This window comes from Methylomonas sp. EFPC3 (genome assembly GCF_029643245.1).
Taxonomy (GTDB): domain Bacteria; phylum Pseudomonadota; class Gammaproteobacteria; order Methylococcales; family Methylomonadaceae; genus Methylomonas; species Methylomonas koyamae_B.
Genome location: NZ_CP116398.1, coordinates 4,209,986 through 4,234,104 on the forward strand (window position 1 = coordinate 4,209,986; position 24,119 = coordinate 4,234,104).

Annotated in this window: 25 protein-coding genes and 1 tRNA gene; 16 read left to right on the forward strand and 10 right to left on the reverse strand. The window is 57.2% G+C overall.

Going from position 1 to position 24,119, the window contains the following annotated elements; translation table 11 throughout:
- Positions 1-14: 14 nt before the first annotated feature.
- Positions 15-1,676 (reverse strand): putative transporter, encoded by a 1,662-nt coding sequence (locus tag PL263_RS19220; protein ID WP_278210889.1) that lies wholly within the window; start codon positions 1,674-1,676, stop codon positions 15-17.
- Positions 1,677-1,811: 135 nt separating this feature from the next.
- Between PL263_RS19220 and PL263_RS19225 the strand changes: the two genes are divergently transcribed.
- Positions 1,812-2,381, forward strand: coding sequence for a c-type cytochrome (locus PL263_RS19225; RefSeq protein WP_278210890.1), 570 nt, complete (start codon positions 1,812-1,814; stop codon positions 2,379-2,381).
- Positions 2,382-2,416: 35 nt separating this feature from the next.
- Here PL263_RS19225 and PL263_RS19230 read toward each other — a convergent pair whose 3' ends face one another.
- Genes PL263_RS19230 through PL263_RS19245 form a run of 4 tightly spaced genes read right to left on the reverse strand, consistent with a single transcriptional unit; the run spans position 2,417 to position 5,491 of the window.
- Entirely contained in the window at positions 2,417-2,932 is a 516-nt protein-coding gene (locus tag PL263_RS19230; RefSeq protein WP_278210891.1) for a hypothetical protein, read from the reverse strand.
- A 13-nt stretch (positions 2,933-2,945) separates the two neighbouring features.
- Positions 2,946-3,341 (reverse strand): hypothetical protein, encoded by a 396-nt coding sequence (locus PL263_RS19235; protein ID WP_278210892.1) that lies wholly within the window; start codon positions 3,339-3,341, stop codon positions 2,946-2,948.
- A 7-nt stretch (positions 3,342-3,348) separates the two neighbouring features.
- Entirely contained in the window at positions 3,349-4,803 is a 1,455-nt protein-coding gene (locus PL263_RS19240) for an ATP-binding protein (RefSeq protein ID WP_278210893.1), read from the reverse strand.
- Position 4,804: 1 nt separating this feature from the next.
- Positions 4,805-5,491: a response regulator transcription factor gene (locus PL263_RS19245; protein WP_278210894.1), complete on the reverse strand. Its 687-nt coding sequence runs from the start codon at positions 5,489-5,491 to the stop codon at positions 4,805-4,807.
- A gap of 184 nt (positions 5,492-5,675) precedes the next feature.
- On the opposite strand from PL263_RS19245, the gene PL263_RS19250 reads away from it, so the two are divergent.
- The 4 genes from PL263_RS19250 (at position 5,676) to greA (ending at position 11,225) form a co-directional block, all read left to right on the forward strand.
- Positions 5,676-6,116 (forward strand): Spy/CpxP family protein refolding chaperone, encoded by a 441-nt coding sequence (locus tag PL263_RS19250; RefSeq protein ID WP_278210895.1) that lies wholly within the window; start codon positions 5,676-5,678, stop codon positions 6,114-6,116.
- A 240-nt stretch (positions 6,117-6,356) separates the two neighbouring features.
- A complete protein-coding gene (gene carA, locus PL263_RS19255) occupies positions 6,357-7,484 on the forward strand; it encodes a glutamine-hydrolyzing carbamoyl-phosphate synthase small subunit (RefSeq protein WP_278210896.1) in 1,128 nt (375 codons plus the stop codon).
- Positions 7,485-7,506: 22 nt separating this feature from the next.
- Positions 7,507-10,728 (forward strand): carbamoyl-phosphate synthase large subunit, encoded by a 3,222-nt coding sequence (carB, locus tag PL263_RS19260; protein ID WP_140911787.1) that lies wholly within the window; start codon positions 7,507-7,509, stop codon positions 10,726-10,728.
- 20 nt (positions 10,729-10,748) lie between these two features.
- Positions 10,749-11,225: a transcription elongation factor GreA gene (greA, locus tag PL263_RS19265; protein WP_064020763.1), complete on the forward strand. Its 477-nt coding sequence runs from the start codon at positions 10,749-10,751 to the stop codon at positions 11,223-11,225.
- Positions 11,226-11,261: 36 nt separating this feature from the next.
- Here greA and yhbY read toward each other — a convergent pair whose 3' ends face one another.
- Complete coding sequence (gene yhbY / locus PL263_RS19270) at positions 11,262-11,528, reverse strand: ribosome assembly RNA-binding protein YhbY (RefSeq protein ID WP_140911788.1); 267 nt, start codon at positions 11,526-11,528, stop codon at positions 11,262-11,264.
- A gap of 49 nt (positions 11,529-11,577) precedes the next feature.
- Between yhbY and rlmE the strand changes: the two genes are divergently transcribed.
- The 7 genes from rlmE to PL263_RS19305 all read left to right on the forward strand — a co-directional run bounded on the left by rlmE (position 11,578) and on the right by PL263_RS19305 (position 18,488).
- On the forward strand, positions 11,578-12,195 hold the full coding sequence (rlmE, locus tag PL263_RS19275) for a 23S rRNA (uridine(2552)-2'-O)-methyltransferase RlmE (RefSeq protein ID WP_140911789.1): 618 nt from the start codon (positions 11,578-11,580) through the stop codon (positions 12,193-12,195).
- Positions 12,196-12,315: 120 nt separating this feature from the next.
- Positions 12,316-14,232 (forward strand): ATP-dependent zinc metalloprotease FtsH, encoded by a 1,917-nt coding sequence (gene ftsH / locus PL263_RS19280; protein ID WP_186289524.1) that lies wholly within the window; start codon positions 12,316-12,318, stop codon positions 14,230-14,232.
- A gap of 71 nt (positions 14,233-14,303) precedes the next feature.
- The gene (gene glmM / locus PL263_RS19285; RefSeq protein ID WP_140911791.1) at positions 14,304-15,644 is read left to right on the forward strand and encodes a phosphoglucosamine mutase; all 1,341 of its coding nucleotides are present in this window, start codon (positions 14,304-14,306) and stop codon (positions 15,642-15,644) included.
- A 54-nt stretch (positions 15,645-15,698) separates the two neighbouring features.
- The gene (gene tpiA, locus PL263_RS19290; protein WP_278210900.1) at positions 15,699-16,445 is read left to right on the forward strand and encodes a triose-phosphate isomerase; all 747 of its coding nucleotides are present in this window, start codon (positions 15,699-15,701) and stop codon (positions 16,443-16,445) included.
- Positions 16,446-16,466: 21 nt separating this feature from the next.
- Positions 16,467-16,877, forward strand: a complete 411-nt coding sequence (secG, locus tag PL263_RS19295; RefSeq protein ID WP_278210902.1) for a preprotein translocase subunit SecG — start codon at positions 16,467-16,469, stop codon at positions 16,875-16,877.
- 8 nt (positions 16,878-16,885) lie between these two features.
- Positions 16,886-16,970 (forward strand) — tRNA-Leu (locus PL263_RS19300).
- 615 nt (positions 16,971-17,585) lie between these two features.
- Positions 17,586-18,488, forward strand: a complete 903-nt coding sequence (locus PL263_RS19305) for a cation diffusion facilitator family transporter (protein WP_278210903.1) — start codon at positions 17,586-17,588, stop codon at positions 18,486-18,488.
- Positions 18,489-18,500: 12 nt separating this feature from the next.
- On the opposite strand, the gene PL263_RS19310 is transcribed toward PL263_RS19305, so the two are convergent.
- The 3 genes from PL263_RS19310 to PL263_RS19320 form a co-directional block, all read right to left on the reverse strand.
- Positions 18,501-19,175 carry a transaldolase family protein gene (locus PL263_RS19310; protein ID WP_278210904.1) on the reverse strand — a complete coding sequence of 225 codons (675 nt, stop codon included), beginning with the start codon at positions 19,173-19,175 and terminating at the stop codon, positions 18,501-18,503.
- Between the two features lie 172 nt (positions 19,176-19,347).
- Complete coding sequence (locus PL263_RS19315; protein WP_278210905.1) at positions 19,348-19,839, reverse strand: DUF2380 domain-containing protein; 492 nt, start codon at positions 19,837-19,839, stop codon at positions 19,348-19,350.
- Between the two features lie 13 nt (positions 19,840-19,852).
- Positions 19,853-20,296: a regulator gene (locus PL263_RS19320; protein WP_278210906.1), complete on the reverse strand. Its 444-nt coding sequence runs from the start codon at positions 20,294-20,296 to the stop codon at positions 19,853-19,855.
- A 190-nt stretch (positions 20,297-20,486) separates the two neighbouring features.
- Between PL263_RS19320 and PL263_RS19325 the strand changes: the two genes are divergently transcribed.
- The 4 genes from PL263_RS19325 to PL263_RS19340 all read left to right on the forward strand — a co-directional run bounded on the left by PL263_RS19325 (position 20,487) and on the right by PL263_RS19340 (position 23,341).
- Positions 20,487-21,842 (forward strand): histidine kinase, encoded by a 1,356-nt coding sequence (locus tag PL263_RS19325; protein ID WP_278210907.1) that lies wholly within the window; start codon positions 20,487-20,489, stop codon positions 21,840-21,842.
- Positions 21,839-22,489: a response regulator transcription factor gene (locus PL263_RS19330; RefSeq protein ID WP_278210909.1), complete on the forward strand. Its 651-nt coding sequence runs from the start codon at positions 21,839-21,841 to the stop codon at positions 22,487-22,489. Before PL263_RS19325 ends, PL263_RS19330 begins: the two co-directional genes overlap by 4 nt.
- A gap of 193 nt (positions 22,490-22,682) precedes the next feature.
- Positions 22,683-23,024: a hypothetical protein gene (locus PL263_RS19335; protein WP_278210910.1), complete on the forward strand. Its 342-nt coding sequence runs from the start codon at positions 22,683-22,685 to the stop codon at positions 23,022-23,024.
- A gap of 155 nt (positions 23,025-23,179) precedes the next feature.
- A complete protein-coding gene (locus PL263_RS19340) occupies positions 23,180-23,341 on the forward strand; it encodes a hypothetical protein (RefSeq protein WP_278210911.1) in 162 nt (53 codons plus the stop codon).
- Positions 23,342-23,394: 53 nt separating this feature from the next.
- On the opposite strand, the gene PL263_RS19345 is transcribed toward PL263_RS19340, so the two are convergent.
- On the reverse strand, positions 23,395-24,042 hold the full coding sequence (locus PL263_RS19345) for a DUF2959 domain-containing protein (protein ID WP_278210912.1): 648 nt from the start codon (positions 24,040-24,042) through the stop codon (positions 23,395-23,397).
- Positions 24,043-24,119 lie beyond the last annotated feature (77 nt).

Below are 24,119 nucleotides of genomic sequence, written 5' to 3' on the forward strand. Positions count from 1 at the left end.
CCGCCGAATCAGGCTTAGTTGACCAGTAAAATAATCAATTGTGCGGCTATGATGCGCAAAATCATCACCAGCGGATACACCGTCGCATAAGCCATCGACACCGCCGCCGACGGACTCAGATTGTTGGCGAAGGCCAGCGCCGGCGGATCGGTCATGCTGCCGGCCAACAGACCGCACAGCGACAGGAAATTCAATTTATAGAAGATGCGGCCAACCGCAGCAACGGCCAATAGCGGCAGCAAGGTAATCAGTGCGGCGCAGGCCATCCAGTAAAAACCGTCGCCCTTGACCAGGGTTTCGACGAATTGGTCGCCGGAGTGCAGCCCGACGCAGGCCAAAAACAGCACGATGCCGATATCTTTCAAAATGATGTTGGAGCTTTTCGGCAGATGCCAGGTCATCGCGCCCCAATTGCCGATCCGGCTGAGCATGATCGCCACCAGCAAAGGCCCGCCGGCCATGCCCAATTTGACCGCGGACGGGATGCCGGGCAGATATAGCGGAAAACTGCCCAACAACACGCCCAGCGAGATGCCGATAAAGATCGGCATGATTTGCGGATGGTCCAGTTCCTCCAGCGAATTGCCCAGCGCTTTTTCGATGCTGGTCAGTGCATCCTGGCTGCCGACCACGTGCAACTCGTCACCGAATTGCACATGCACGTGGCTGGTCGGCGAAAATTCGACGTCCGGCCGGTGAATCCGCGAGATCGTGACGCCGTAAAGCAGGCAGAGGTTGCCGATGGTTTCATTGATCGCCGCCTTGTTGGTGACCACCAAACGTTTGCTGTGCAGATTGGTGGCAATTTGTTTCAGGTCGATATCCGATTCCGGGCCGATCAGGATTTTCAATTGTTCCAGCGGTTCGCGCTCGCCGACCAGCCTGATCGTATCGCCGACCGTAAGCCGACTGTCCTGGCCGGCGACGTCGACCTGGCCGTTATGCAGAATTCGGGTCATGACCACGTTCATGCCCTCGAAGAACGGAATCTGGCTCAGCATCAGGCCGTTAAGATTGGGGTTTTCGACTTTCAAATCTTTCCAGATCGGTACGTGCGCGTGTTGCTGCTGGTTGTCGTCGAACAGCTTGGCTTCGTGGGCGATATCGATCTTGAACAGACGCTTGTTCAACAGCATCGCCAGAATGATTCCGGCAATGCCGAACGGATAGGCCACGGCGTAACCCAAGCCCGGCATTTTCAGGGTCTCCGGGCCGATATTGGGTAAAGTGTCCAAAACTTGTTGGGCCGCAGCCAGCGATGGCGTGTTGGTCGTCGCTCCGGAAAACAGGCCCACCGCGACCGGCATCGGAATGTCGCCGACGATGCTGATCAGTACCGCTATCAACGCTCCCAGCAAAACCACGGCGGCGGCCAGCCCGTTCAAGCGCAGGCCGTAACGAAAGAAAGCGCTGACGAAGCTGGGACCGACCTGCAAGCCGATGGCGTAAACGAACAATACCAAGCCGAACTCGCGCAGGAAGTGCATGACTTCCGGATTAATGCTGAGATGAAAATGGCCGAAGATCAGGCCGGAGAACAACACGCCGGCGATGCCGAGCTGGATGCCGGCCAGCGACAAGCGGCCCAGCACCAGGCCGCTGGCGACTACCAGACTGATGATGAGTAGCGTGTGGGGTACGGAATCTTGATTGAAAAGCGATAGCAACCAGGACATGGCCTATTCCTTAGGGATGGGATTTACGGGATTTTAGGTTTGCTTACTCAAAACGGCCTGACTATGATGAGTCTTCCCCCGCCGGTGCGAAAGCGCTGACCGGATTGTACAACAAGCCAACCAAGGGTGATCGGGATGAACAATAACTACTACAACATCAAATTATTCGTCATGCTGGGGTTGTTTGCCGCCGGAGCGAATGCGGCGGATATCAATGCCGGCAAAGCCAAGGCGGCGGTTTGCCAGGGCTGCCACGGCAGCGCCGGCGTCAGTAGCAGTCCGCTGTGGCCGAGTTTGGCCGGGCAAGGTGCAATCTACATCGAAAGCCAGTTGAACAAATTCAAGTCCGGCCAACGCGAAAACGAGGTGATGAAACCGATTGCGGCCGGTTTATCGGAAGCCGACATGCAGAATCTGGCGGCTTACTACGCCAGCTTGTCGGGCAAATCGGCGGGTGGCGGGCTTGATGCCATCTTGATCGCTCAGGGTAAGGAAAAAGCCGGCATGTGTCTGGGTTGCCACGGCAATAATGCGCAGGGAACCGGAATGGTGCCCAAACTCGCCGGCCAGCAGCCGCAATATCTGGCCAAGCAACTGGCCGATTTCAAGAAAGGTGCGCGCAAGGCTTCGCAAATGAATGCGATGGCGCAATCGTTGAGCGACGACGATATCAAGGCTTTGGCCGCTTATTTAGGATCGTTGTAGCGGCGATTTGTTCCAGCCATTTGTTTGCCGGCGGATCAGCGGTAGGGAGGTGGCGGCGGAGAACCTGGCGGTGGCGGCGGAATTCTCGCCGGAGTAACCCTTTGCGCAGGGGATTGATCAGAAAATTCTGCCGATACCGGAACCTTGTGGCCTTTGCCGTACATGCACTGAACGTAGGCATTGTCGTAGTTTTGTTGGGTGGCATAACCGGCGCGGCGGGCTTCGCCGCTGCCGGCGATGGTGCCCGCCATTAATCCGGTACCGGCGCCGATGGCAGCACCGCCGCCACCGCCCAAAGCCGCGCCGGCAGCCGCACCGACCGCTGTACCGACGGCGGCGCTGCCAATCTGGCTATCCGCGCTGGCTTGATTCGGTGTGGCGCCGACTTGTCCGCCAGCGTACTGTTGGCACAGATAATCGTCTTGGCGGAATTGCTCGAACGTCATGCCGCTGCCGGGCAAGGCCATCACGCTCGGCCCGGATGGCAGGTGGGCGCAGCCGCCGCTCAGCAAAACAACGCCGACCAAGCCGATAACGCCGTTACGTTTCATGACGCGTCTCCACTCAATTCGGCGGCGTTGGCGCGACTTGGCGCCAGCCGCCGGGGCATTGGTTGATGTAAGGGTAATAGCCGGCCGGATTGTCGCAGTAATACCAATAGCCTTCCGGCAAGGGTGCGTTGGGCGTAGCCGGTCGTTCGCGTTCGATGTAAACCGGCGGTTGGGCCGGAACCGTTATGATTTCCCGCGGATAGTAAGGATATGCCGGGTAGTAGGGATAAGCCGGATAATAAGGCCGCGGAAACACTGGGACTCCCAAGTAAAAACCGAAGCCGGGATGATAGTGGCGGCCGAAACCATGGACGTGGTGGTGCGGGCCGGCGTCGGCGCCGAATGCCAACACCGACATGACCACACCTGCGGCCAGCCAAGGCCGGAGTCTAAGTTTGTCTCTATCCATAAAATCCTCAACTGGTTTGCCGACTGGGGAACGGGATATCGATCGTGACGCGCAAGCCGCCGGCTTCGCGGTTTTCGGCGCCGATCCGGCCGCCGTGCGCTTCGATCGCGCGTTGGGCGATGGTCAGGCCCAAGCCGGTGCTTTGGGCTTTCGCCGGTGTGCCGCTGCGAAAAAACGGCTGAAATATCGCCGTTAAATCTCGATCGGGAACCCCTGGACCGGTATCGTCTACCCGGATTCTTAAGCGCGTATTATGACGGTCGAAATCGGCGGCTAACGCCACGCGACCGTCGCGCCGGCAGTGCTGGACCGCGTTGCGCAGGACGTTTTCGACGGCTCGGTGCAGCAATTCGGGCAGGCAATAGCCGCGCACGTCGCCGATCCCGGAATAATCCAGTGAAATTCCGTTCTGTTGCGCTTCGAAGCCGACGTCCTCGACGATATCGGCCAACAAGTCGGCAATATTGAGCAGTTCGAACGTTTGCTTATTGATCCCCGCTTCCAACCTGGACAACATCAGCAGTTCGCCCACCAAGTCGCTGATGCGCTGAGACTCCCGTTCGATGCGCTCCAAGGTTGCCGGTAATTTTTCCGGCTGTTGCTGGGCCAGGCCGATTGCAGCTTGAATCCGCGCCAACGGCGAGCGCAATTCGTGCGACACGTCGTGCAGCAAATGTTGCTGGGCGCCGACCAAATTGCCGATTTGCTGGGCCATGTGGTCAAAATCCCGTCCCAAATCGCTTAATTCGTCGCGGCGCCGGCCCATGCCCAGGCCGATACGGGTATCCAGCCGGCCTTGGGCCACGGCATGAAAGGCATTGCGCAGATTGCGGATCGGTCTGGCGAAGTACCATGCCAGCAGCGCGCTAAAAACCAGGCTGGCGACGCTGCCGGCCAGTATCGGTGCAATGGGCGACGGCGGCGTGCGCGGCGGCGGGCGGCGATTGTCGCGGTCGGGCGGCGGGCGTTGGCCGGGGCCAGCCAAGCCCAGCAGGTCCGGCGGATTGGGCGGCAGGGCCATTCTGAAATTGTCGGCGAAACCGTTTTCCGGCGACGGTACGAATAACAGATAACGGTGGCCGTCGTCGGCTGAGACCATGCGGATCGCGTCCGGATATTGGCCGTCTGCGTAAAGCGTCCGCGCCTGTTGCAAAATCTCGGCCGAGACTTCGCGGCCCAACAATTCCCGGTCCTGGTCGTCTACCGCGTAAATCGGCGGAAACCGTTCCTGGCGCAAAGCATGGATAAAATCGCGCAAACCGGCGACGCCGCTGCGCGGTAACAAATTGGCGGCAACACTGACCATCGAAGCGATATGCCTGACGTTGATCCCATTGGGTTGATTGGTGCGTTCCGCTTGTTGTTGCGATTCCCGCAGCCAGAATATCGTGCCGACGCCGATGCCCGCCGTCAGCCAGGCCAGCCAGAATGCGAAAAAGAACTTCCAGAACAAGCGGCCCATCTCAATCCTTAACCAGTTGGTAGCCTTGGCCGCGCACGGTCTGGATGTAGGAGCGGCCGTCGGCCTGATTGCCCAGTTTCTGGCGAATACTACTCATGTGCACGTCTATGCTGCGGTCGAAGCGGGCCAGCGGCCGGCCCAAGGCTTTTTCCGACAAGGCTTGTTTGCTGACCACCTGGCCGGCCTGGCAAGCCAGCGCTTCGAGTAGATTGAATTCGGTGCTGGTCAATTCCAGGGTTTGGTCGAACCAGATCGCCTTGCGTTTTTCGCTCCAGATTTGCAGCGGTCCGACCAAAATCGGCCCATGTTGCCGGAGGTCGGCCGCAGCCTGGGTTCGGCGCAAAATCGCCCGGATTCGGGCGACCAGCTCGCGCGGTGTGCAAGGCTTCGGCACATAATCGTCGGCGCCGGATTCCAGGCCGATGATCCGGTCCACATCGTCGCCTTTGGCGGTGAACATCAGGACCGGCACCCGGCTCTCCAGTCTGATTCGGGTCAGGATTTCGGTGCCTTTGATGTCCGGCAGCATGATGTCCAAGATGACCAATCGGTGTTTGCCGGACAGGGCCTGTTGCAGGCCGGAATGGCCGGTCATGGCGATGTCGACTGCGAAGCCTTCCCGCTGCAAATATTCGCTGAACAGCCCCGCCAGTTCCTCATCGTCGTCGATAATCAACACGTTGCTCATCTGCTTTGACTCCACCAAAATTCGATGCCGCATGATAGCGGTTGCCGGCGCAATCGCGCCAACCGCTTTTACTTGATTTTACTTTGCGCTAACCGCAGTTAACTCCCTGTTTGCAATACTGGATTCCGGCATATAGCTGCTCGGCGTTGCCGTTTATCCGATCAATCCAAGTCACGGAGTTGTTATGAAGAAGTTCTTAATTGTTGTAAGTCTGTTGCCGCTTGCCGTCGTCGCCGGCCCTCGCCACGGCGAACCTCGTTGCGAGGGCGGTTTCGATTCGGCTCATCATGGCGAGTTTGTTGCAGGCGAGCATCTGCCGCACTTTCTGCGGCCGCTGAATCTGAGCGATGCGCAACGGGCGGAGATCAAAAACCTGTTGCAGAACCGGTTTAGCCAGGGAAAGGAGAAGATGGGCCAGGGGCGGGCGATGCACGAGGAGTTACGGAAACTGAGTTTTTCCGCCGACTATAGCGACGAGAAAAGCCTGAGCCTGGTCGAAAAGTCGTTGGAATTGCACAAGCAAGCCGTGTTGGATAAGGCCAAACTCGAGAATCAGATCTATAAACTGCTGACCCCGGAGCAACAGCAGAAGTTACAAGCCGAGCTGGACAAAGCCGAACATTGAATCACACTGTTAATTGCCCATGATCCCAGGCAAGGCATGCTGGTCGGGGAGTCGGTGGATTGAAGGCCGGTTGGCGTCGGTTGACCAGGATTCTTGGCTCGGTGTGGCCGGTGTGCACCAAAACGGAAAATTGTTAATGACCAAACAAGCATAATTTCGTAAAATCTCGCTGTTTTTATCTCTCCGGAACGGGATCGGCCGCAAGGCTTATCCCGTTTTCTACATCTAAGGTGGCCAATCTTGAATAAACCCGCATTACTGGTATTAGAGGATGGGACTGCGTTTCACGGCGTTTCGATCGGCGCCGATGGCTGTTCCGTCGGGGAAGTGGTATTTAATACGGCGCTGACCGGTTACCAGGAAATCCTGAGCGATCCTTCCTACGCCAGACAAATCGTGACTCTGACCTACCCGCATATCGGCAACGTCGGCACCAATGCCGAGGACGACGAGTCGGCAAAAGTATTCGCCAGCGGTTTGGTGATTCGCGACTTGCCGTTGCTCGCCAGCAGCTGGCGCCAGCAACAAACCCTGCCCGAATATCTGCAACAGCACAATGTGGTGGCGATCGCCGATATCGATACCCGCCAGCTGACCCGCTTGCTGCGCGATAAAGGCGCCCAACGCGGCTGCGTCATGGCCGGCGAAACCGTCGATATCGCAGCGGCCGTCCGGGCAATCGCCGATTTCCCAGGTTTGCAGGGTATGGATTTGGCCAAGGAAGTCACCACCGGCCAGGCCTACGAGTGGACCGAAAATGTCTGGCGATTGGGCGCCGGTCATGAAACCGCACCGGACTTGGTCAAACATGTCGTCGCCTACGACTTCGGCGTCAAACGCAATATCCTGCGGCTATTGGCGAACCGAGGCTGCCGGGTCACGGTAGTGCCGGCGAAAACGCCGGCGGCCGACGTATTGGCTCTGAATCCGGACGGGGTGTTTCTGTCCAACGGCCCCGGCGATCCGGAGCCTTGCGATTACGCGATCGAGGCGATCAAGGTTGTTTTGGAGAAAAAAGTACCGGTGTTCGGGATTTGCCTGGGCCATCAATTGTTGGCGCTGGCCAGCGGTGCGAAAACCGAGAAAATGAAATTCGGCCACCATGGCGCCAACCACCCGGTCCAGGACTTGGCTAGCGGCCGGGTCATGATCAGCAGCCAAAACCACGGGTTTGCGGTCAGCCCCGACAGTTTGCCGGCCAATCTGAAAGCCACCCACGTGTCGCTGTTCGACGGCAGCTTGCAGGGCATCGCCCGCACCGACGTACCGGCCTTCAGTTTTCAAGGCCACCCGGAAGCCAGTCCGGGGCCGCACGATGTGGAATCGTTGTTCGACGATTTCATTACGCTGATGGACCAGTCCCGTTAAGCCCAGTTTTTTATAGAGTGATATGCCAAAAAGAACCGACATAAAATCGATTTTATTACTGGGCGCCGGACCGATCGTCATCGGCCAGGCCTGCGAGTTCGACTATTCCGGCACCCAGGCCTGCAAAGCCTTGCGCGAAGAAGGCTACCGGGTGATTCTGGTCAACTCCAATCCGGCGACGATCATGACCGACCCGGACATGGCCGATGCGATTTACATCGAGCCGATCGACTGGCAGACCGTCGAAAAAATCATCGAAAAAGAACGCCCGGACGCGATTTTGCCGACCATGGGCGGCCAGACCGCACTGAACTGCGCGCTGGCCTTGGATAAGCACGGCGTGCTGGCCAAATACGGCGTGGAAATGATCGGTGCCACCAAGGAAGCCATCAACAAAGCCGAGGACCGCGACCTATTCAATCAGGCCATGCGCAAGATCGGCCTGGAAGTGGCCAAATCCAAAGTCGCCCACAGCATGGAAGAAGCCTTTGCCGCGCAGGAAGAGGTCGGTTATCCGACCATCATCCGGCCCTCGTTCACGATGGGCGGCAGCGGCGGCGGTATTGCCTATAACCGCGAGGAATTCATCGAGATTTGCGAGCGCGGGCTGGATTTGTCGCCGACCAACGAACTGTTGATCGAGGAATCGATTCTGGGTTGGAAGGAATTCGAAATGGAGGTGGTGCGCGACCGTAACGACAACTGCATCATCGTCTGCTCCATCGAAAACTTCGATCCGATGGGCGTGCACACCGGCGACTCGATCACCGTCGCCCCGGCGCAAACCTTGACCGACAAGGAATACCAAATCATGCGCAATGCCTCGCTGGCGGTGTTGCGCGAAATCGGCGTCGATACCGGCGGCTCCAACGTGCAGTTTGCAGTCAATCCGGATAACGGCCGCTTGATCGTGATTGAAATGAATCCGCGGGTCAGCCGTTCCTCGGCCCTGGCTTCCAAAGCCACCGGTTTCCCGATTGCCAAAGTCGCGGCGAAACTGGCGGTCGGTTTTACGCTGGACGAGCTGCGCAACGAAATCACCGGCGGCGCGACGCCGGCTTCGTTCGAGCCGAGCATCGATTACGTGGTGACGAAGGTGCCGCGGTTCGCGTTCGAGAAATTCCCGCAAGCCAACGACCGGCTGACCACCCAAATGAAGTCGGTCGGCGAAGTGATGGCAATCGGCCGTACCTTCCAGGAATCTCTGCAAAAAGCCTTGCGCGGCTTGGAAGTCGGGGTCGATGGTCTGGACGAAGTGGCGGATTTGACCGATTCGAACGCCCAGGACATTATCCTGCGCGAATTGCGTTACCCCGGTCCGCAACGTTTGTGGTACCTGGCCGACGCATTCCGTAGCGGTTTGAGTTTCGCAGAAATCCACCAGGCCTGCAAAATCGAACCCTGGTTCCTGGCTCAGGTTGAAGATTTGATCTCCACCGAAAAGGCGCTGTCCACCAAAACCCTGGCAACCTTGGAGCCCGGCGAATTGCTGCGGCTGAAACGCAAAGGTTTCTCGGACAAGCGTCTGGCGAAATTGCTGGAAACCAAAGAGTCGGAAGTGCGCAACGTCCGCCACAAGAAAGGCATTCGGCCGGTGTTCAAGCGCATTGACTCTTGTGCGGCCGAATTCGCCTCCGACACGGCTTACCTGTATTCCACCTACGAGCAGGAATGCGAAGCCAAGCCGTCGGACCGGGAAAAAATCGTGATCTTGGGCGGCGGTCCGAACCGGATCGGCCAAGGTATCGAATTCGACTATTGCTGCGTCCATGCGGCCTTGGCGCTGCGCGAGGATGGCTATGAGACCATTATGGTCAACTGCAACCCGGAAACCGTGTCGACCGACTTCGACACCTCCGACCGCTTGTATTTCGAGCCGTTGACCTTGGAAGACGTGCTGGAAATTATCGATCTGGAGAAGCCCAAGGGCGTTATCGTGCAGTACGGCGGCCAAACCCCGCTGAAACTGGCGCGTGCACTGGAAGCTGCCGGAGCGCCGATCATCGGCACCTCGCCGGACTCTATCGATTTGGCCGAAGACCGCGAACGCTTCCAAAAATTGCTGGAGCGCTTGAATCTGTTGCAGCCGCCCAACGCGACCGCGCGTTCGGTGGAGCAGGCCGTCAATTCTGCCAAGGAAATCGGCTATCCGCTGGTGGTGCGGCCGTCCTACGTGCTGGGCGGGCGGGCGATGGAAATCGTGTTCAACGAAGACGGTCTGCGTCGGTATATGAAAGAAGCCGTCAGCGTCTCCAACGACTCGCCGGTATTGCTCGACCGTTTCCTGGACGACGCGGTGGAAATGGACGTCGACGCGATTTACGACGGCGAAACGGTGCTGATCGGCGGTTTGATGGAACACATCGAACAGGCCGGCGTGCATTCCGGCGACTCGGCCTGCTCGATTCCGCCTTACGATTTGCCGGCCCATTTGCAAGATCAGTTGCGGGCGCAGGTGGCGAAAATGGCCGAAGCCTTGGGTGTGCGCGGGTTGATGAACACCCAGTTTGCGATTCAAGGCGAGACCGTATACGTGTTGGAGGTTAATCCACGCGCGTCGCGGACTGCACCGTTCGTCTCCAAAGCCACCGGTTATCCGCTGGCGAAAATCGCCGCGCGCTGCATGGTCGGCAAATCGTTGAAAGAGCAGGGCGTGACCGAAGAACGCATCCCCGAGTATTTCTCGGTCAAGGAAGCAGTGTTCCCGTTCATCAAGTTCCCCGGCGTCGACCCGTTGTTGGGGCCGGAGATGAAGTCCACCGGCGAGGTAATGGGCGTCGGCAAAACCTTCGGCGAAGCCTTCGCCAAGTCGCAACGCGCTTGCGGCGTGGATTTGAGTCATAGCGGCAAAGTGTTGATCAGTATTCGTGATGCCGATAAACCCAAATTGCCGGAATTGGCGAATATGCTGATCGCCAAAAATTACGAAATCGTCGCGACTCCAGGCACCGCCCGCGTGTTGCGCGAGGCCGGGATCGCTTGTAAAGACGTGTTCAAGGTCAACCAGGGGCGGCCGCATACCGTGGATATGATCAAGAACGGCGAAATTCAGATGGTCATCAACACGACCGACGGCGCGAAAGCGGTAGCGGATTCGTTCACGATGCGGCGGGAAGCGCTGCAGCGCAAGGTGACTTATTACACGACGATGGCCGGCGCCAGAGCGGCTTGTTACGCGCTGGGTGAACTCGATGCCGGCGACGTCAATTGTCTGCAAGATTTGCATAACAGTTTTAACGGATGAAGCAAAAAGGGGAGCAGTAAATGCAAAAATTTCCGCTGACGGTGGCTGGCGCCAATAAGCTGCGCGCCGAGCTGGAGGAATTGAAAACCGTGATTCGGCCGCGGATTATCCAGGCCATCGCCGAGGCCCGCGAGCACGGCGATTTGAAAGAAAATGCCGAGTACCATGCGGCGCGCGAACAACAAAGTTTTGCGGAAGGGCGGATTGCCGAAATCGAAGGCAAGTTGTCCAATGCCAATATCATTGACGTGACCAAAACCGATGCCAACGGCAAGGTCGTATTCGGCGCGACGGTGGAAATCGAGGATCTGGATTCGGGTAAGGTTGTGACTTACCAAATCGTCGGCGAGGACGAAGCCAATATCAAGGAAGGCAGGATTTCGGTCGGATCGCCGATCGCGCGGGCCTTGATCGGTAAGGAAGTTGAAGATGTCGTGACGGTGAAGGCGCCGGGCGGCGATGTCGAGTACGAGATTATTTCGGTCAAATATATCTAGCCGGTTCGAGCGGGGAGGCGCTGCCTCCCCAATAGGCTATTTTTTCGGGTTCTGCCGGTAAACCACAGCAATTTGGCCGATAGACTGAATCAGCTCGGCTTGGGTTTCAGCGCAAATTTGTTCCGAGATCACTGCGCGTTCGTCCCGGTCGGCGCGAATTTTAATTTTGATCAGTTCGTGCGCATCCAGCGCGACATTGATTTCTTTCAGCACCGCTTCGGTCAGGCCGGCCTGACCGATGATCACCACCGGGTTCAAGGCATGTGCCTGGGCTTTGAGTTTTTTCTTTTGGATGGGATTCACGCAGTTTCCTTGACTTCTAAAACCGAGCGATTTTACACGAATAGAAAATATGGCACGCAGCAAAAGTAGCCAGCAGTGGATGCAGGAACATTTCCAGGACGAATATGTCAAGAAAGCCCAGGCCCTGGGCTATCGCTCGCGGGCGGTATTCAAGCTGATCGAAATTCAGGAAAAAGACAAAATCATCAAACCTGGTATTAATATAGTTGACCTGGGTGCGGCGCCCGGAGGTTGGTCGGAATACGCCAGCAAGATCGTCGGCAAGAAAAGTAAAGTGATTGCGCTGGATTTGTTGCCGATCGAACCGATCGAGGGTGTCGAATTCATCCAAGGCGACTTTCGGGAAGACGAAGTCCTGGAAAAATTGTACAAAGTGCTTGATGGTGAGCCGGTGCACTTGTTATTGTCGGATATGGCCCCCAATATGAGTGGTAGCCGGGAAATGGATCAGCCGCGCTCTATCTATCTCGGGGAATTGGCATTGGACGCCGCCCAGCGGATTTTAGTCAAGGGTGGGACGTTTTTAATAAAAATGTTCCAGGGCGGCGGTTTCGACGAGTACTATAATCAGGTGCGGCAGCAATTCAGCAGCGTCGCAATCAGAAAACCCAAGGCTTCGCGAGCGCGGAGCAACGAAGTCTACATTCTGGCGAAAGGTTTTAAATGAACCGGCGAAATGCCTCGATTACAGGCGGTCCCAGCCGGTAGGGTGCGAGTACTCCTGATACAATTACTCGGTTTTTAAATATGTTGGCCATTCCTGGCTGGAGCGCGTAACTTGAGCGATATGATTAAAAATTTGGTTTTGTGGGTGGTCATCGCGGTGGTATTGATGGCCGTATTCAACAATTTCGGGTCGCGGGCGGTTCGTAGCGACGCCAATTTGTCGTATTCGCAACTGATCGACGCGGTTAAAGCCGGTCAGGTTCAGCAAGTCGCGATCTCCGATAATACGGTCAAAGGCCGCATGCACACCGGGGATAAGTTTAAGACTTATATGCCGAACGACCCGCATTTGATCGACGATTTGTTGGCGAACGGGGTCGAAATCACCGTGCAGCCGCCCGAAGAACCGTCGATGCTGATGCAGATATTCGTGTCGTTCGGCCCGATTCTGTTGCTGATAGCGGTTTGGGTGTTCTTCATGCGGCAGATGCAGGGCGGTGGCGTCGGCGGCCGCGGCGGTGCGATGGGTTTCGGTAAAAGCAAGGCCCGGATGCTGGACCAGGATCAGAACAAGGTCACTTTTGCCGACGTCGCCGGTTGCGATGAGGCCAAGGAAGAAGTCCAGGAAATGGTCGACTTCTTGAAAGACCCGGCCAAATACCAGCGCTTGGGCGGTAAAGTCCCCCGCGGTGCGCTGATGGTCGGACCTCCGGGTACCGGTAAAACCTTGTTGGCGCGGGCAATTGCCGGCGAAGCGAAGGTGCCGTTCTTCACCATTTCCGGTTCGGACTTCGTCGAAATGTTCGTCGGTGTCGGTGCATCCAGGGTGCGCGATATGTTCGAACAAGCCAAGAAGCACGCGCCATGCATTATCTTCATCGACGAGATCGACGCGGTTGGTCGTTCCCGCGGTGCCGGTCTCGGCGGCGGCAACGACGAGCGCGAACAAACTTTGAACCAGTTGCTGGTCGAAATGGACGGTTTCGAAGGCCACGAAGGCATTATCGTCATCGCAGCGACCAACCGCTCCGATGTATTGGATAAAGCCTTGTTGCGTCCCGGTCGTTTCGACCGTCAAGTGGTGGTCGGCTTGCCCGACGTCCGTGGCCGCGAGCAGATTCTGAACGTGCATTTGAAAAAAGTGCCGATGGCGGACGACGTCAAAGTCAAATACATCGCCCAAGGCACGCCCGGCTTTTCCGGTGCCGACTTGGCCAATCTGGTTAACGAAGCCGCATTGTTTGCTGCCCGCTTCAACAAGCGCTTGGTCAGCATGGTCGATTTGGAAAAAGCCAAGGACAAATTGATCATGGGCGCGGAACGGCGCTCGATGGTGATGGACGAGAAAGAGAAGAAAATGACCGCCTACCACGAAGCCGGTCATGCCATCGTCGGCCGCTTGGTGCCGGACCACGATCCTGTCTATAAAGTCAGCATCATGCCCCGCGGCCGGGCTTTGGGTGTGACGATGTTCCTGCCGGAACGCGACCAGTATAGTGCCAGCAAGCGTAAGTTGGACAGCATGATTTCCAGTCTGTACGGCGGCCGTATCGCGGAAGAACTGATCTTCGGTTGGGAAGAAGTGTCTACCGGTGCGTCCAACGATATCGAGCGTGCCACCGAACTGGCCCGCAACATGGTGACCAAATGGGGTTTGTCGCAGCGCCTGGGGCCGTTGGCTTATAGCGAAGAAGAGGGCGAAATCTTTTTGGGCCGGTCCGTGACTCAGCACAAATCGGTTGCCGAGGAAACTTCGCATACCATCGACGAAGAGATTCGTTCGATCATCGATCGCAACTACGAGCGCGCCGAAACCATTCTGAAAGAAAACATGGACATCCTGCACGCGATGGCAGAGGCGTTAATGAAGTACGAAACCATCGACAAATACCAAATCGACGACTTGATGTCGAGAAAACCGGTTCGCGAGCCCAAAGGCTGGGACGATACGCCGTCGCCAAGCGATGAGCGGAAAAACGACCATTGGGATCAAAAAAGCGGCGATGAATCGATTGGCGGTGCAGCCGAACAGGGCTGATAGCGCCGCATGGAATAACAAGAGAGGCTCCGGCCTCTCTTTTTTTTGGTTTAAATAAGGTAGATTCGAGAATGGCAAAAAAATATTTCGGTACCGACGGTATTCGGGGTAAGGTCGGCGAGTACCCGATAACCGCCGACTTCATGTTGAAACTGGGCTGGGCCACCGGCAGGGTCTTTGCGCGGGAAGGCAGCGGCTTCGTCTTGGTAGGCAAAGACACCCGGATTTCCGGCTATATGTTCGAATCGGCGCTCGAAGCCGGTTTGTCGGCGGCCGGCGTCGATACCCGGATGTTGGGGCCGATGCCGACGCCGGGTATTGCCTATTTGACCAGGACGCTGCGGGCCAGAGCCGGCATCGTAATCAGCGCTTCGCATAATCCTTACTACGACAACGGCATCAAGTTCTTCTCGGTCGACGGCGCCAAATTGCCGGACGAAGTCGAGCACCAAATCGAGCAATATCTGGACGCGCCGATCACAACCGTTGAGTCGGCGAAATTGGGTAAGGTCAAGCGCATCAGCGACGCGGCCGGACGCTACATCGAATTTTGCAAGGCTACGGTACCGCCGCATCTGGACTTCAAAGGCATGCGCATCGTTATCGATTGCGCCAACGGCGCCACTTACCATATCGCGCCGCACGTGTTCAGCGAGGTCGGGGCTGAGGTGGTGACGATAGGCGCCGAGCCGGACGGCTTGAATATCAACGACGAATGCGGCGCTACCAAACCGGAGTATCTGGCTGCCAAGGTGCTCGAGTACCGCGCCGACTTGGGCATCGCGCTGGACGGCGACGGCGACCGCGTCATCATGATCGACCATAAGGGCGAGATCGTCGACGGCGACGAACTGATCTACATCATTGCCAAATCGCGCCTCGACGAAGGCAAATTGCTTGGGCCGGTAGTCGGTACGCTGATGTCCAATCTGGGTATGGAACACGCCTTGAACGCATTGAACCTGCAACTGCTGCGAGCCAAGGTTGGCGATCGCTATGTAATGGAAATGCTGACGGAGAACAAAGGCATGTTGGGCGGTGAAGGTTCCGGCCATATCATTTGTCTGGACAAAACCACCACCGGCGACGGCATCGTCGCGGCATTGCAGGTGCTGGCGGAAATGCAGCGTACCGGCAAAAGCCTGCACGACCTCAAATCCGGTATGAAGAAATACCCGCAAGTGCTGGTCAACGTCAGAACCGAGAAAAAAGTCAAAATCGAGGAAATCGACAGCATCAAGAAAGCCGTCGAAGCCGTCGAGAAAAAACTCGGCGACAAAGGCCGGGTGTTGTTGCGTTCGTCCGGCACCGAACCATTAGTCCGGGTGATGGTGGAAGGTGTCGACGAAGACGATGTCACCCGTTACGCCAACCAGTTGGCGGCAGACGTGAAGAAGGCCATTGCGGCTTGAATAAGCGGGCTTATCCCGATATCATATGCGGTCTTATTTAGCTTGGAGGGTGCAATGCGTCGATCTTTGATTATGGGGAATTGGAAAATGAACGGCTCTCGGGAAGAGGGGCAAAAGCTGGCGCAAGCCTTGGCCGACGGCCTTGGTAACGTCGAGCAAGAAGTTGCCGTGTGCGTTCCATTCGTCTACCTGTCAGATATCCGCACGATATTGGCGTCCTCGCCAATCGCCTTGGGTGCGCAAAATGTGGCGGACCAAGCGGCTGGCGCCTATACCGGTGAAGTATCCGCGGCGATGCTGGCCGATGTCGGCTGCAAATACGCTCTGGTCGGCCATTCCGAGCGCCGCAGCTACTACGGCGACACCAACGCATCCGTCGCCAAACGTTTCGCTCAAGCTTTGAGCAAAGGCGTGGTGCCGGTATTGTGCGTGGGTGAAACCCTGGAAGAGCGCGAGCAAGACAAAACCTTCCAAGTCGTCGACGAGCAATTGGACGCAGTGATTGCCGAAGCCGGCATCGAAGCGTTCGAAAAAGCGGTCATCGCTTACGAACCGGTGTGGGCGATCGGTACCGGCAAAGTCGCTACCGACGAGCAAGCGCAAGAAGTGCACCAGTACATTCGCAAACGCATCGCAGACAGAAATGCTGCCATTGCCGAGAAAGTACAAATTTTATACGGCGGTAGCGTCAAACCTGATAATGCCAAAGGTTTGTTTGCGCAGCCGGACATTGATGGCGGTTTGGTGGGCGGTGCATCTCTCGATGCCCAAGGCTTCCTGCAAATTTGCCATTCGGTTTAGTTCCATCCGATTAAGGTCTTTATGTTGTACCAAATTATAATAATTATTCATATCTTCCTGGGCATAGGCATCATTGGTTTGGTGCTGATGCAACAAGGAAAAGGCGCGGATGCCGGAGCAACTTTCGGCGGCGGCGCATCCGGTTCGGTGTTCGGCGCCCAGGGTTCCGCATCGTTCCTGTCCAGAACCACTGCAATTTTCGCGACCCTGTTTTTCATAACCAGCTTGGGTCTGGCGGTGATGGGCGGTTATCAAGGCAAAAAGACCGACATCGTTCTGGAATCGGCTCCGGCAGCGGCAGAATCCGCTAAGTCGGAACTGCCGTTACCGCAGAGCGCTGCCGAGGTTCCGGCTGCAGTGCCGGGCGTAGTCGACGCCAAAATCCCCGAAGCGCCGGCCATCAAAGAAGTCGAAAAACCGGCCGCGCAATAAGTGTTAATGCCGACGTGGTGAAATTGGTAGACACGCCATCTTGAGGGGGTGGTGACGCAAGTCGTGCCGGTTCAAGTCCGGCCGTCGGTACCAGATGAGAATGCACTGAGGTGCATAGAAGTACAAAAACCCGCGAATCTTCCAGGTTTGCGGGTTTTTTATTGTCCAACGATGTGCAAAGAAATGCAGTAACTTTTACAGTAACACCGAATTGTAATGGTCAACAAAAACCGGACACCTGTTTAGACAGCGTCTTTCGAAAATTCCCGCTCCAATTCGCACGGGATTTGATGGCCTAGCATTCAATGTGATTAGCGTTTAGGAACCTCTGATTAATGCAGTTTTTCAAGAAAAATCGATGGCCAACCTATTGATTTAATTGATGCTGAAATTTGGCATAACGAATTAATCAGAGGTTCCTTTATTGAGATAGTCGATCACGCTTAGTTTCACTGCCTCTTGGGTTTTGATTTGTCCTAGCTGACCATTGTCGATTACATCGTGGTACACGAGCTATGCCATTTACACCAGCGCGATCATTCCGAGGCCTTCTGGAACGAAGTGGATAAAATAATGCCGGATTATGGCCGGCGTAAGGCATGGCTGCGTGATCGAGGGGTTGCCTTAGCGATTTAGTATGCGCCGGACCGGCCATAGCAAATGAATTGTCTATAATCAGGCTTGGCGAATTTATTTTACCGAGCAGCCATGTCCGACAACCACTCAAGCAAAGCTATTCTTTATGCCTTCACCGCCAATTTGGCGATTGCGCTGACCAAGACCGCGGCCGCGGTTTGGACCGGGTCCGGTTCGCTGGTGGCCGAGGCGGTGCATTCGTTTGCCGATTGCGGTAACCAAGTGTTGCTGTTCATCGGCATGAAGCGGGCGGTGAAGGAACCGACCGCGCGCCATCCGATGGGCTACGGCCGCGAGTCCTATATCTGGTCGATGATGGTGGCGATTACCTTGTTCTCGGTGGGCGGCCTGTTTTCGATTTACGAGGGTATAGAGCGTCTGCACCACAACCATGCGGTGGAAAACGCGGAGATCGCAATCGGCATCCTGGCGGCTGCCGTGGTGATGGAGGCACTTTCATTGAAAGGCGCGTTGGGGGCGATGCGCGGCGAACGGGGCGAGCGCAGTTTGTGGCGTTGGTTTCGCGAGACCCATTCCAGCGAGTTGATGGTGGTGATAGGCGAAGACCTCGCCGCCTTGCTCGGCCTGATCCTCGCCGCCGGCATGCTGGGTTTGACGTTGCTGACCGGCGACGCGATTTACGACGCGATCGGCTCCATGCTGATCGGCGGCTTGCTGATTCTGGTGGCGCTGGCGGTGGGCCGCGAGGTACACGCCTTGCTGCTGGGCGAAACCGACCGGGAGATTCGCGATGCGGTGGTGGATTTTCTAAAACAGCAACCGGTCGTGGTTCAGGTGTTCAACGTTTGGGCTGTCAGTCATGGTAACGACGTGATGCTGGCGATCAAGGTCGAATTGTTGCCGGATTTGACCGTTTCGCAGGCCGTGTCGCTGAGCAACTCGTTGGAGAAGAACATCAAAGCCAGCCAACCGCGGGTGAAATGGGTGTTTTTCGAAATTGATAACGCCGATTAACCGACTTTGGTTTCAAGTTTCGAAAGACCGTTTTTCGGCGAAGGCCGCTTGCCAATCCTGCTCGAATTTGGCGACGGCGGCATCGGTGGCCGGCACCTGCAACATCTGCCGGGCAATATCCGGCGGTAACGTGGCCGAATGCACGCCCAGCTTTAACACCTCCAAAACCTGGCGCACGTTCTTGAAGCTGGCCACCAACAGTTTTGCCGGCAGTCGGTAACGCTCGACGAACTGCTGCAAATCGGCAACCACGCCGAGGCCGTCGCAGCCCAGGTTGTCGATCCGGTTCAGATAGGGGGCCAGATAATCGGCGCCGTTCATCGCCGCCAAGATGCCCTGCTGCGCGTTGTAAATCGCCGTCGCCAGCACCGGAATGTCCAGTTGTTTCATGCGTTTGATCGCGGCCAAACCGGCGGCGTGGGCCGGAATTTTGACCACGATGTCGTAGGGCAGCGCATGCAGGCGTTCGGCTTCGGCGACGATTTGGTCGGTGGTATTGCTCAACACCTGCACATGCAGCCGGCAGGCCGGACCTAAAATATCGCTAACTGCCGGCAGCAGCGCAGTCAAACCCAAGCCGCCGGTCGCCATGATGCTGGGGTTAGTGGTAATGCCGGCCAAAGGCAGAATCGCCGCTAGCGCCCGGATTTCGGAAATATCGGCGCTGTCCAGATAAAGTTCGTACATAGTGCTTGCCTAAAAATAACGTCAGGCCGGCGATTATTCAGAATGGCGGCGGCAAAGGCAACTAATGACCGGTTTTAAATGATTTAACCGCTCGTGCTGAGCTTGTCGAAGCACAACAGCCTTTCGACAGGCTCAAGGCGAACGGACATTAAAACTTCACAAGGCCGGACCATTAATGCTTGGCGAGTGCCTGTTTGATTTTGTCGGCCAGGGCGGCGACGCCGCGTTCGGTGACTTTGCGGTGATTGCCTTTCAACTCGATATCGAATTGATAGGCCGCCGTTTCGGTGTTGACCTTGACCAAATCGCCGATTAAATACGAAAACAAAAAGCTGGGCTTGCTGTGCTGCCCGACCAGCACCCAGTCGGCGCCGGCCGCGCGGCCCAGTTTTGCCGCCTGGTCGGCGTAACGGAACAGGTAACCGAAGCCGGCATTGGCCGCGGCTTGCCGTTGCGGCGCAATCCTGACGATTTCGATGTCGCCACCCTGGCTTAAAGCCTGTTCCAGCAAGGGACGGATGCTGCCGGTGCGAGCCACTTCTGCCGGCGTGTTCGGCAGCGAGGTCAGGTCGTTGGCTTCGAAGTCCAAGATCGCCAGCCGTTGCGCGCTATGGCTGCAGGGGCTTAACAACATCCATGCGGCGCAACAGAGCGGTCTCAACATGGCGCACCTCCGCTCAGGCCGCTGCGGCGCATTGGGCGCGGTACAGTTCCGCGAACTCTGTCATCCCCAAGCTGGCCACGATTTGGCCGGCGTCGTCGAGAATTTCGTAGAACACGCCGCCGTCGCCGACTATTTGAAACAGCACGATGACATCGATTTCGCCACCGCCTTCGCGATGCGGTTCTTCCTTGGCCGGGCTGACCGTGTAACTGCCGGTGGCGCGAATTTCCTTCAACGAACCGTCGGGGTGGTACAAGCGGTGTTCGCCCTGGACGACAAAGGTCTTGTTCAATACTTTGTGGCGGTGCAGCACGATCTGGCGGTTAGCGGCAAATTTGAACAAAACATCGACGCTGCCGCGGGCTTCGTCCAAGTCCAGAATCGAATAGGTCAAATGTTCGAAGCCGGCCAGGGTTTGCCAGCGGATACGGCGGTCGTCGAATAGGTACGCGGTCATAGTGCTCTCCAATGGGGTTGCCGAAATAGCTGGGATAACTGCGGCCACAGCTTAGCGACAGCGCATTGGTCTGTAAGCCGAAATTTGCCCGGCGGATACGGGCAAATTGCCCGGCGTATGCGGCGGGCTTTGCCGGCGGCGGTGCGGCTTTTAGAATGAAGCGACTTTTTGGTGTCCGGACCGGCGGAATATGGCATTACATTGGCATTTGTTGATTCGAATTGTGCTGGCCGGCCTACTGAGCTTGCTGGCGGTGTTGGGGTACGCTTTGTACCAGAGCCACCAGTTGGCGGAGCGGAACGCGGCGGAAGTGGCGGATGGCGTAGCGCGGCAGTTGGAAGCGCAATTGCTGTTGATCGATGCCGGCCTGGGGCGCGGCGGCAGCTTTCCGGATTTCGAGTTGTGGAAACAGGCCGGCGGCCAGGCCGGTACTTGTCTGGCCTACCAGCCGGAAACCGGCGGAACCCCGCGTAGCCTGTGTTACGGCGGCAAGCCGACGGCGCGGAATTGGCCGTCGGGTTTCGAGACCGCTTACCGTAGCCTGTTTCAGCCCGGCCTGCCGGTATCGCGCAGCATCCGCCGTCAGGGTGGGCAATTCGGCGTGCTGACCTTCGCCGCCAGCGCGGAAACCGAAATCGCCGCCGCCTGGCAGAACGTACGCGATCTGGCGACTTTGTCGGCGGTGACCCTGGCCGCGGTTTGCGCTTTGGTGTATTGGAGCGTGCGTCGAGCGTTGCGGCCGGCGCAAACCATCGTCCGCGGCTTGACTACTTTGGCGGCCGGCGATTTGGCGCACCGCTTGCCCGGATTCGGACTCGACGAATGGCGGCGGATCGGCATCGCGGTCAATGCCTTAGCCGAATCCCAGCAACAGTTGCTGCAACAGCGGCGCCAACTGGCAGCGAAACTGATCCAGCTCCAGGAAGACGAGCGCCGCTATTTGGCCCGCGAACTGCACGACGAATTCGGCCAATGTCTGGCCGGTATCAACGCTGTGGCCAGCTCGGTGAGATTCGGCGCTACCGAACTGGCGCCGGATTTGGCGGCCGAGGCCGAACAAATCAATGAAATTGCCGGCGGTATGTTGCAGCGCTTGCGCGGCTTATTGCAACGGCTGCGGCCGGCCGAGCTGGAGCAGTTGGGCCTGGCGGCCAGCTTGCACAGCGCGGTCGCGGACTGGAATCGGCTCGCAGCCGGCAAGACCGCTTACCGCTTGCACGTGGTCGGCGACTGCCGCCACTTAACGGACCAGCAGGCGTTGGCTTTATTCAGAATTGCCCAGGAATGCCAGACCAATATCGCCAAACATGCCGTCGCGGCAAACGTGAGGCTGGCGTTGCAAATCGATGAAGGCCGAGCCTTGCTGCAGGTCGAGGACGACGGCGTGGCGCGGGAGTTGCCGCTTGCTGGCGGCGGCCTGGGTTTGCTTGGCATGCGCGAGCGGGTTGCGGCTTTGAATGGCGAACTCAGTCTGGCAATTGCCGAACGGCACGGTCTGCGGGTTGCGGTGAGCCTGCCGCTGGCCCCGGAGCCGGAAGCGCAATGATCGCCATCCTGTTGGTCGACGACCACGCCGTGGTCCGTGCCGGCTACCGGGCTTTGTTGACGAAACAGCCCGATTTGCAAGTCATTGCCGAAGCCGCGGATGCCGCCGAGGCTTACCGGAAATACCGGCAGCAGCCGGCGGATTTGGTGATTACCGATATTTCCTTGCCCGGCAGCAGCGGCTTGGAGTTGGTTGCCCGCTTGCGCCAGCTGCAGCCGGATGCCAAAGTTCTGGTATTCAGCATGCACCAAAATCCGCTTTTTGCCGAGCAGGCCTTGCGGGCCGGGGCCCTGGGGTATGTCAGTAAAAGTAGCCAGCCGGAGGAGTTGCTACGCGCGGTGCGCGAGGTAGCTGCCGGACGCCACGTGTTGAGCGCCGATATCGCCCAGGCCATGGCTTTGGCAAAGTTGGGCGACGGCAGCCCGGCCTTGCGCAGTTTGACGGTACGCGAGTTCGAAATTTTGCGTTTGCTGGTGGCCGGCCATAGCGTCGATGCCATCGCGGCGATTTTGCATATCAGTCCGAAAACGGTCTGCAATTGTCATTATTTAATCAAACGTAAACTCGGGGTCGGCAGCGACATCGAAATGACCCGTCTGGCCATTCAATGGCAGGTGCTGGATTTGGCGGAGCTGGCCGGCAAATAACGGTTTGCGCCGTTAAGTCAAGCTCGGCGTCGTCCCGGCAGGGAAACAGGGCTCCCGCCAACGCGGGAGCCACGGTCGTTAAGGGCCGCTGTAACGGCTGTTCGATTTTCATCAATTCTTAATCTGTTCCTAATCGGGACTTCAATTACGCGCATTAGAATCCTTGGCAATGGAATTTTATATGGAGCGTTTTATGTTAAGAGCGGTAACTGTTGCATTCGCGGGATTATTGACTTGTTCGGCCGCATTTGCGGATGGCCACGGCCACGGGCGTAAGCATGGGCATCATAAACACCATCATCACGACCACTATGTCGAAGTGGAACGCGCCTACTATCCGGAACGCGTCGTCCAATATGTGCCGGCGCCGCAACCGGCTCCACGCTACAACAGTTACGACCAGCGCTCCACCCAGGGTTTGGTCGGCGGTGCGTTGGGCAGCATGGCGGGTTATGAGATGAGCAAAGGCGACCCGTTGGGCGCGGGTATCGGTGCGGCGGCGGGTGCGTGGCTGGGTAACGGGATGAGCCGTTAGTTCTTTTGCTACGTTGGCAGTTTGTCGTCATGCCCGCCAAGCTAACCAAAGGGTACAAGCGCGGGCAGTCAGCGCCATGGAGGGTCAGCGTCGATGCCTAAGATACGGAACTAGGCGAATCGGTTTTAGCGTGGCGGAATAGCCCAGGAGTCGGAATGTCGCACAGAGTATTGGCAGGGCGCTTGAAAGCCCGGAAAACCAAGAAAGAAACCCACGACAGTTGCAGCAGGATAGAGCGGTTGTTGAATGCGTTGCTGTTTTTCATCGCCGTCTACTACGGCTACTACGTATTGTCCTTCTCCCACCATCTGGTTTGATGTCGGGCGGCCCGTTCCCGGCTTTCGTCACAGAACGGGCCGGCCGGACTTAATCACTGTTTTTCCATGGTCTTAATGAAGGCGTCCGCTTCGTTAATCGACTTTTCCATTTCCACCACCAGCGCCGAGACGTCGGATTTAACCGAGTCCAACTGGCCTTTCAACGACGCGATGGCTTGGGCGTTCAGGTTATGTTTGAGGTAGAGCACCTGGTCTCTGAACACGCTCAACACCGGTTCGATTTTGGTCTCCGCTTTCCGCATCGCCGTAATCAATTGCTTGTAATGGGCTTTGGTGGCCGTCAGCTTTTGCTGGCTGTCGCGGCGCAGTTTCGGATTGCTGTACTGGCTTAACTCGGTTTCCCATTCACTGAACAACGCCGCGGATACGTCTTCGATATCCGCTATCCGCTTATTGACTTCAGCCGCTTTGCTGACGCTGGCTTCGTATTCGCCGTTCAACTTGTTATAGGTCGCCTCCAAGTCGCCGCCTTTGAAGTTGGTGACGAAGGTGAATTGCTCCAGCGCCGATTTGAACTGTTGTTTGGTTTCTTCCTGGGTATCGCGGGCCTTTTCCACCCGATGCACCATCACATCCCGCTTCGGAATGCCGATTTTTTCCAGGCCGCTGTAATAGACCTTGGAACAGGCGGTGGCCGCCAGAAGCAGGCAGCATAAAAAGAGGCGTAAAAATTTCGGCATAAAAACTCCCGTTGAACTGGCCGGTCATTATAAGGCGGAGCAGTTGCCGGACAAGCGGAAATCGGGGGCGTTAGGGC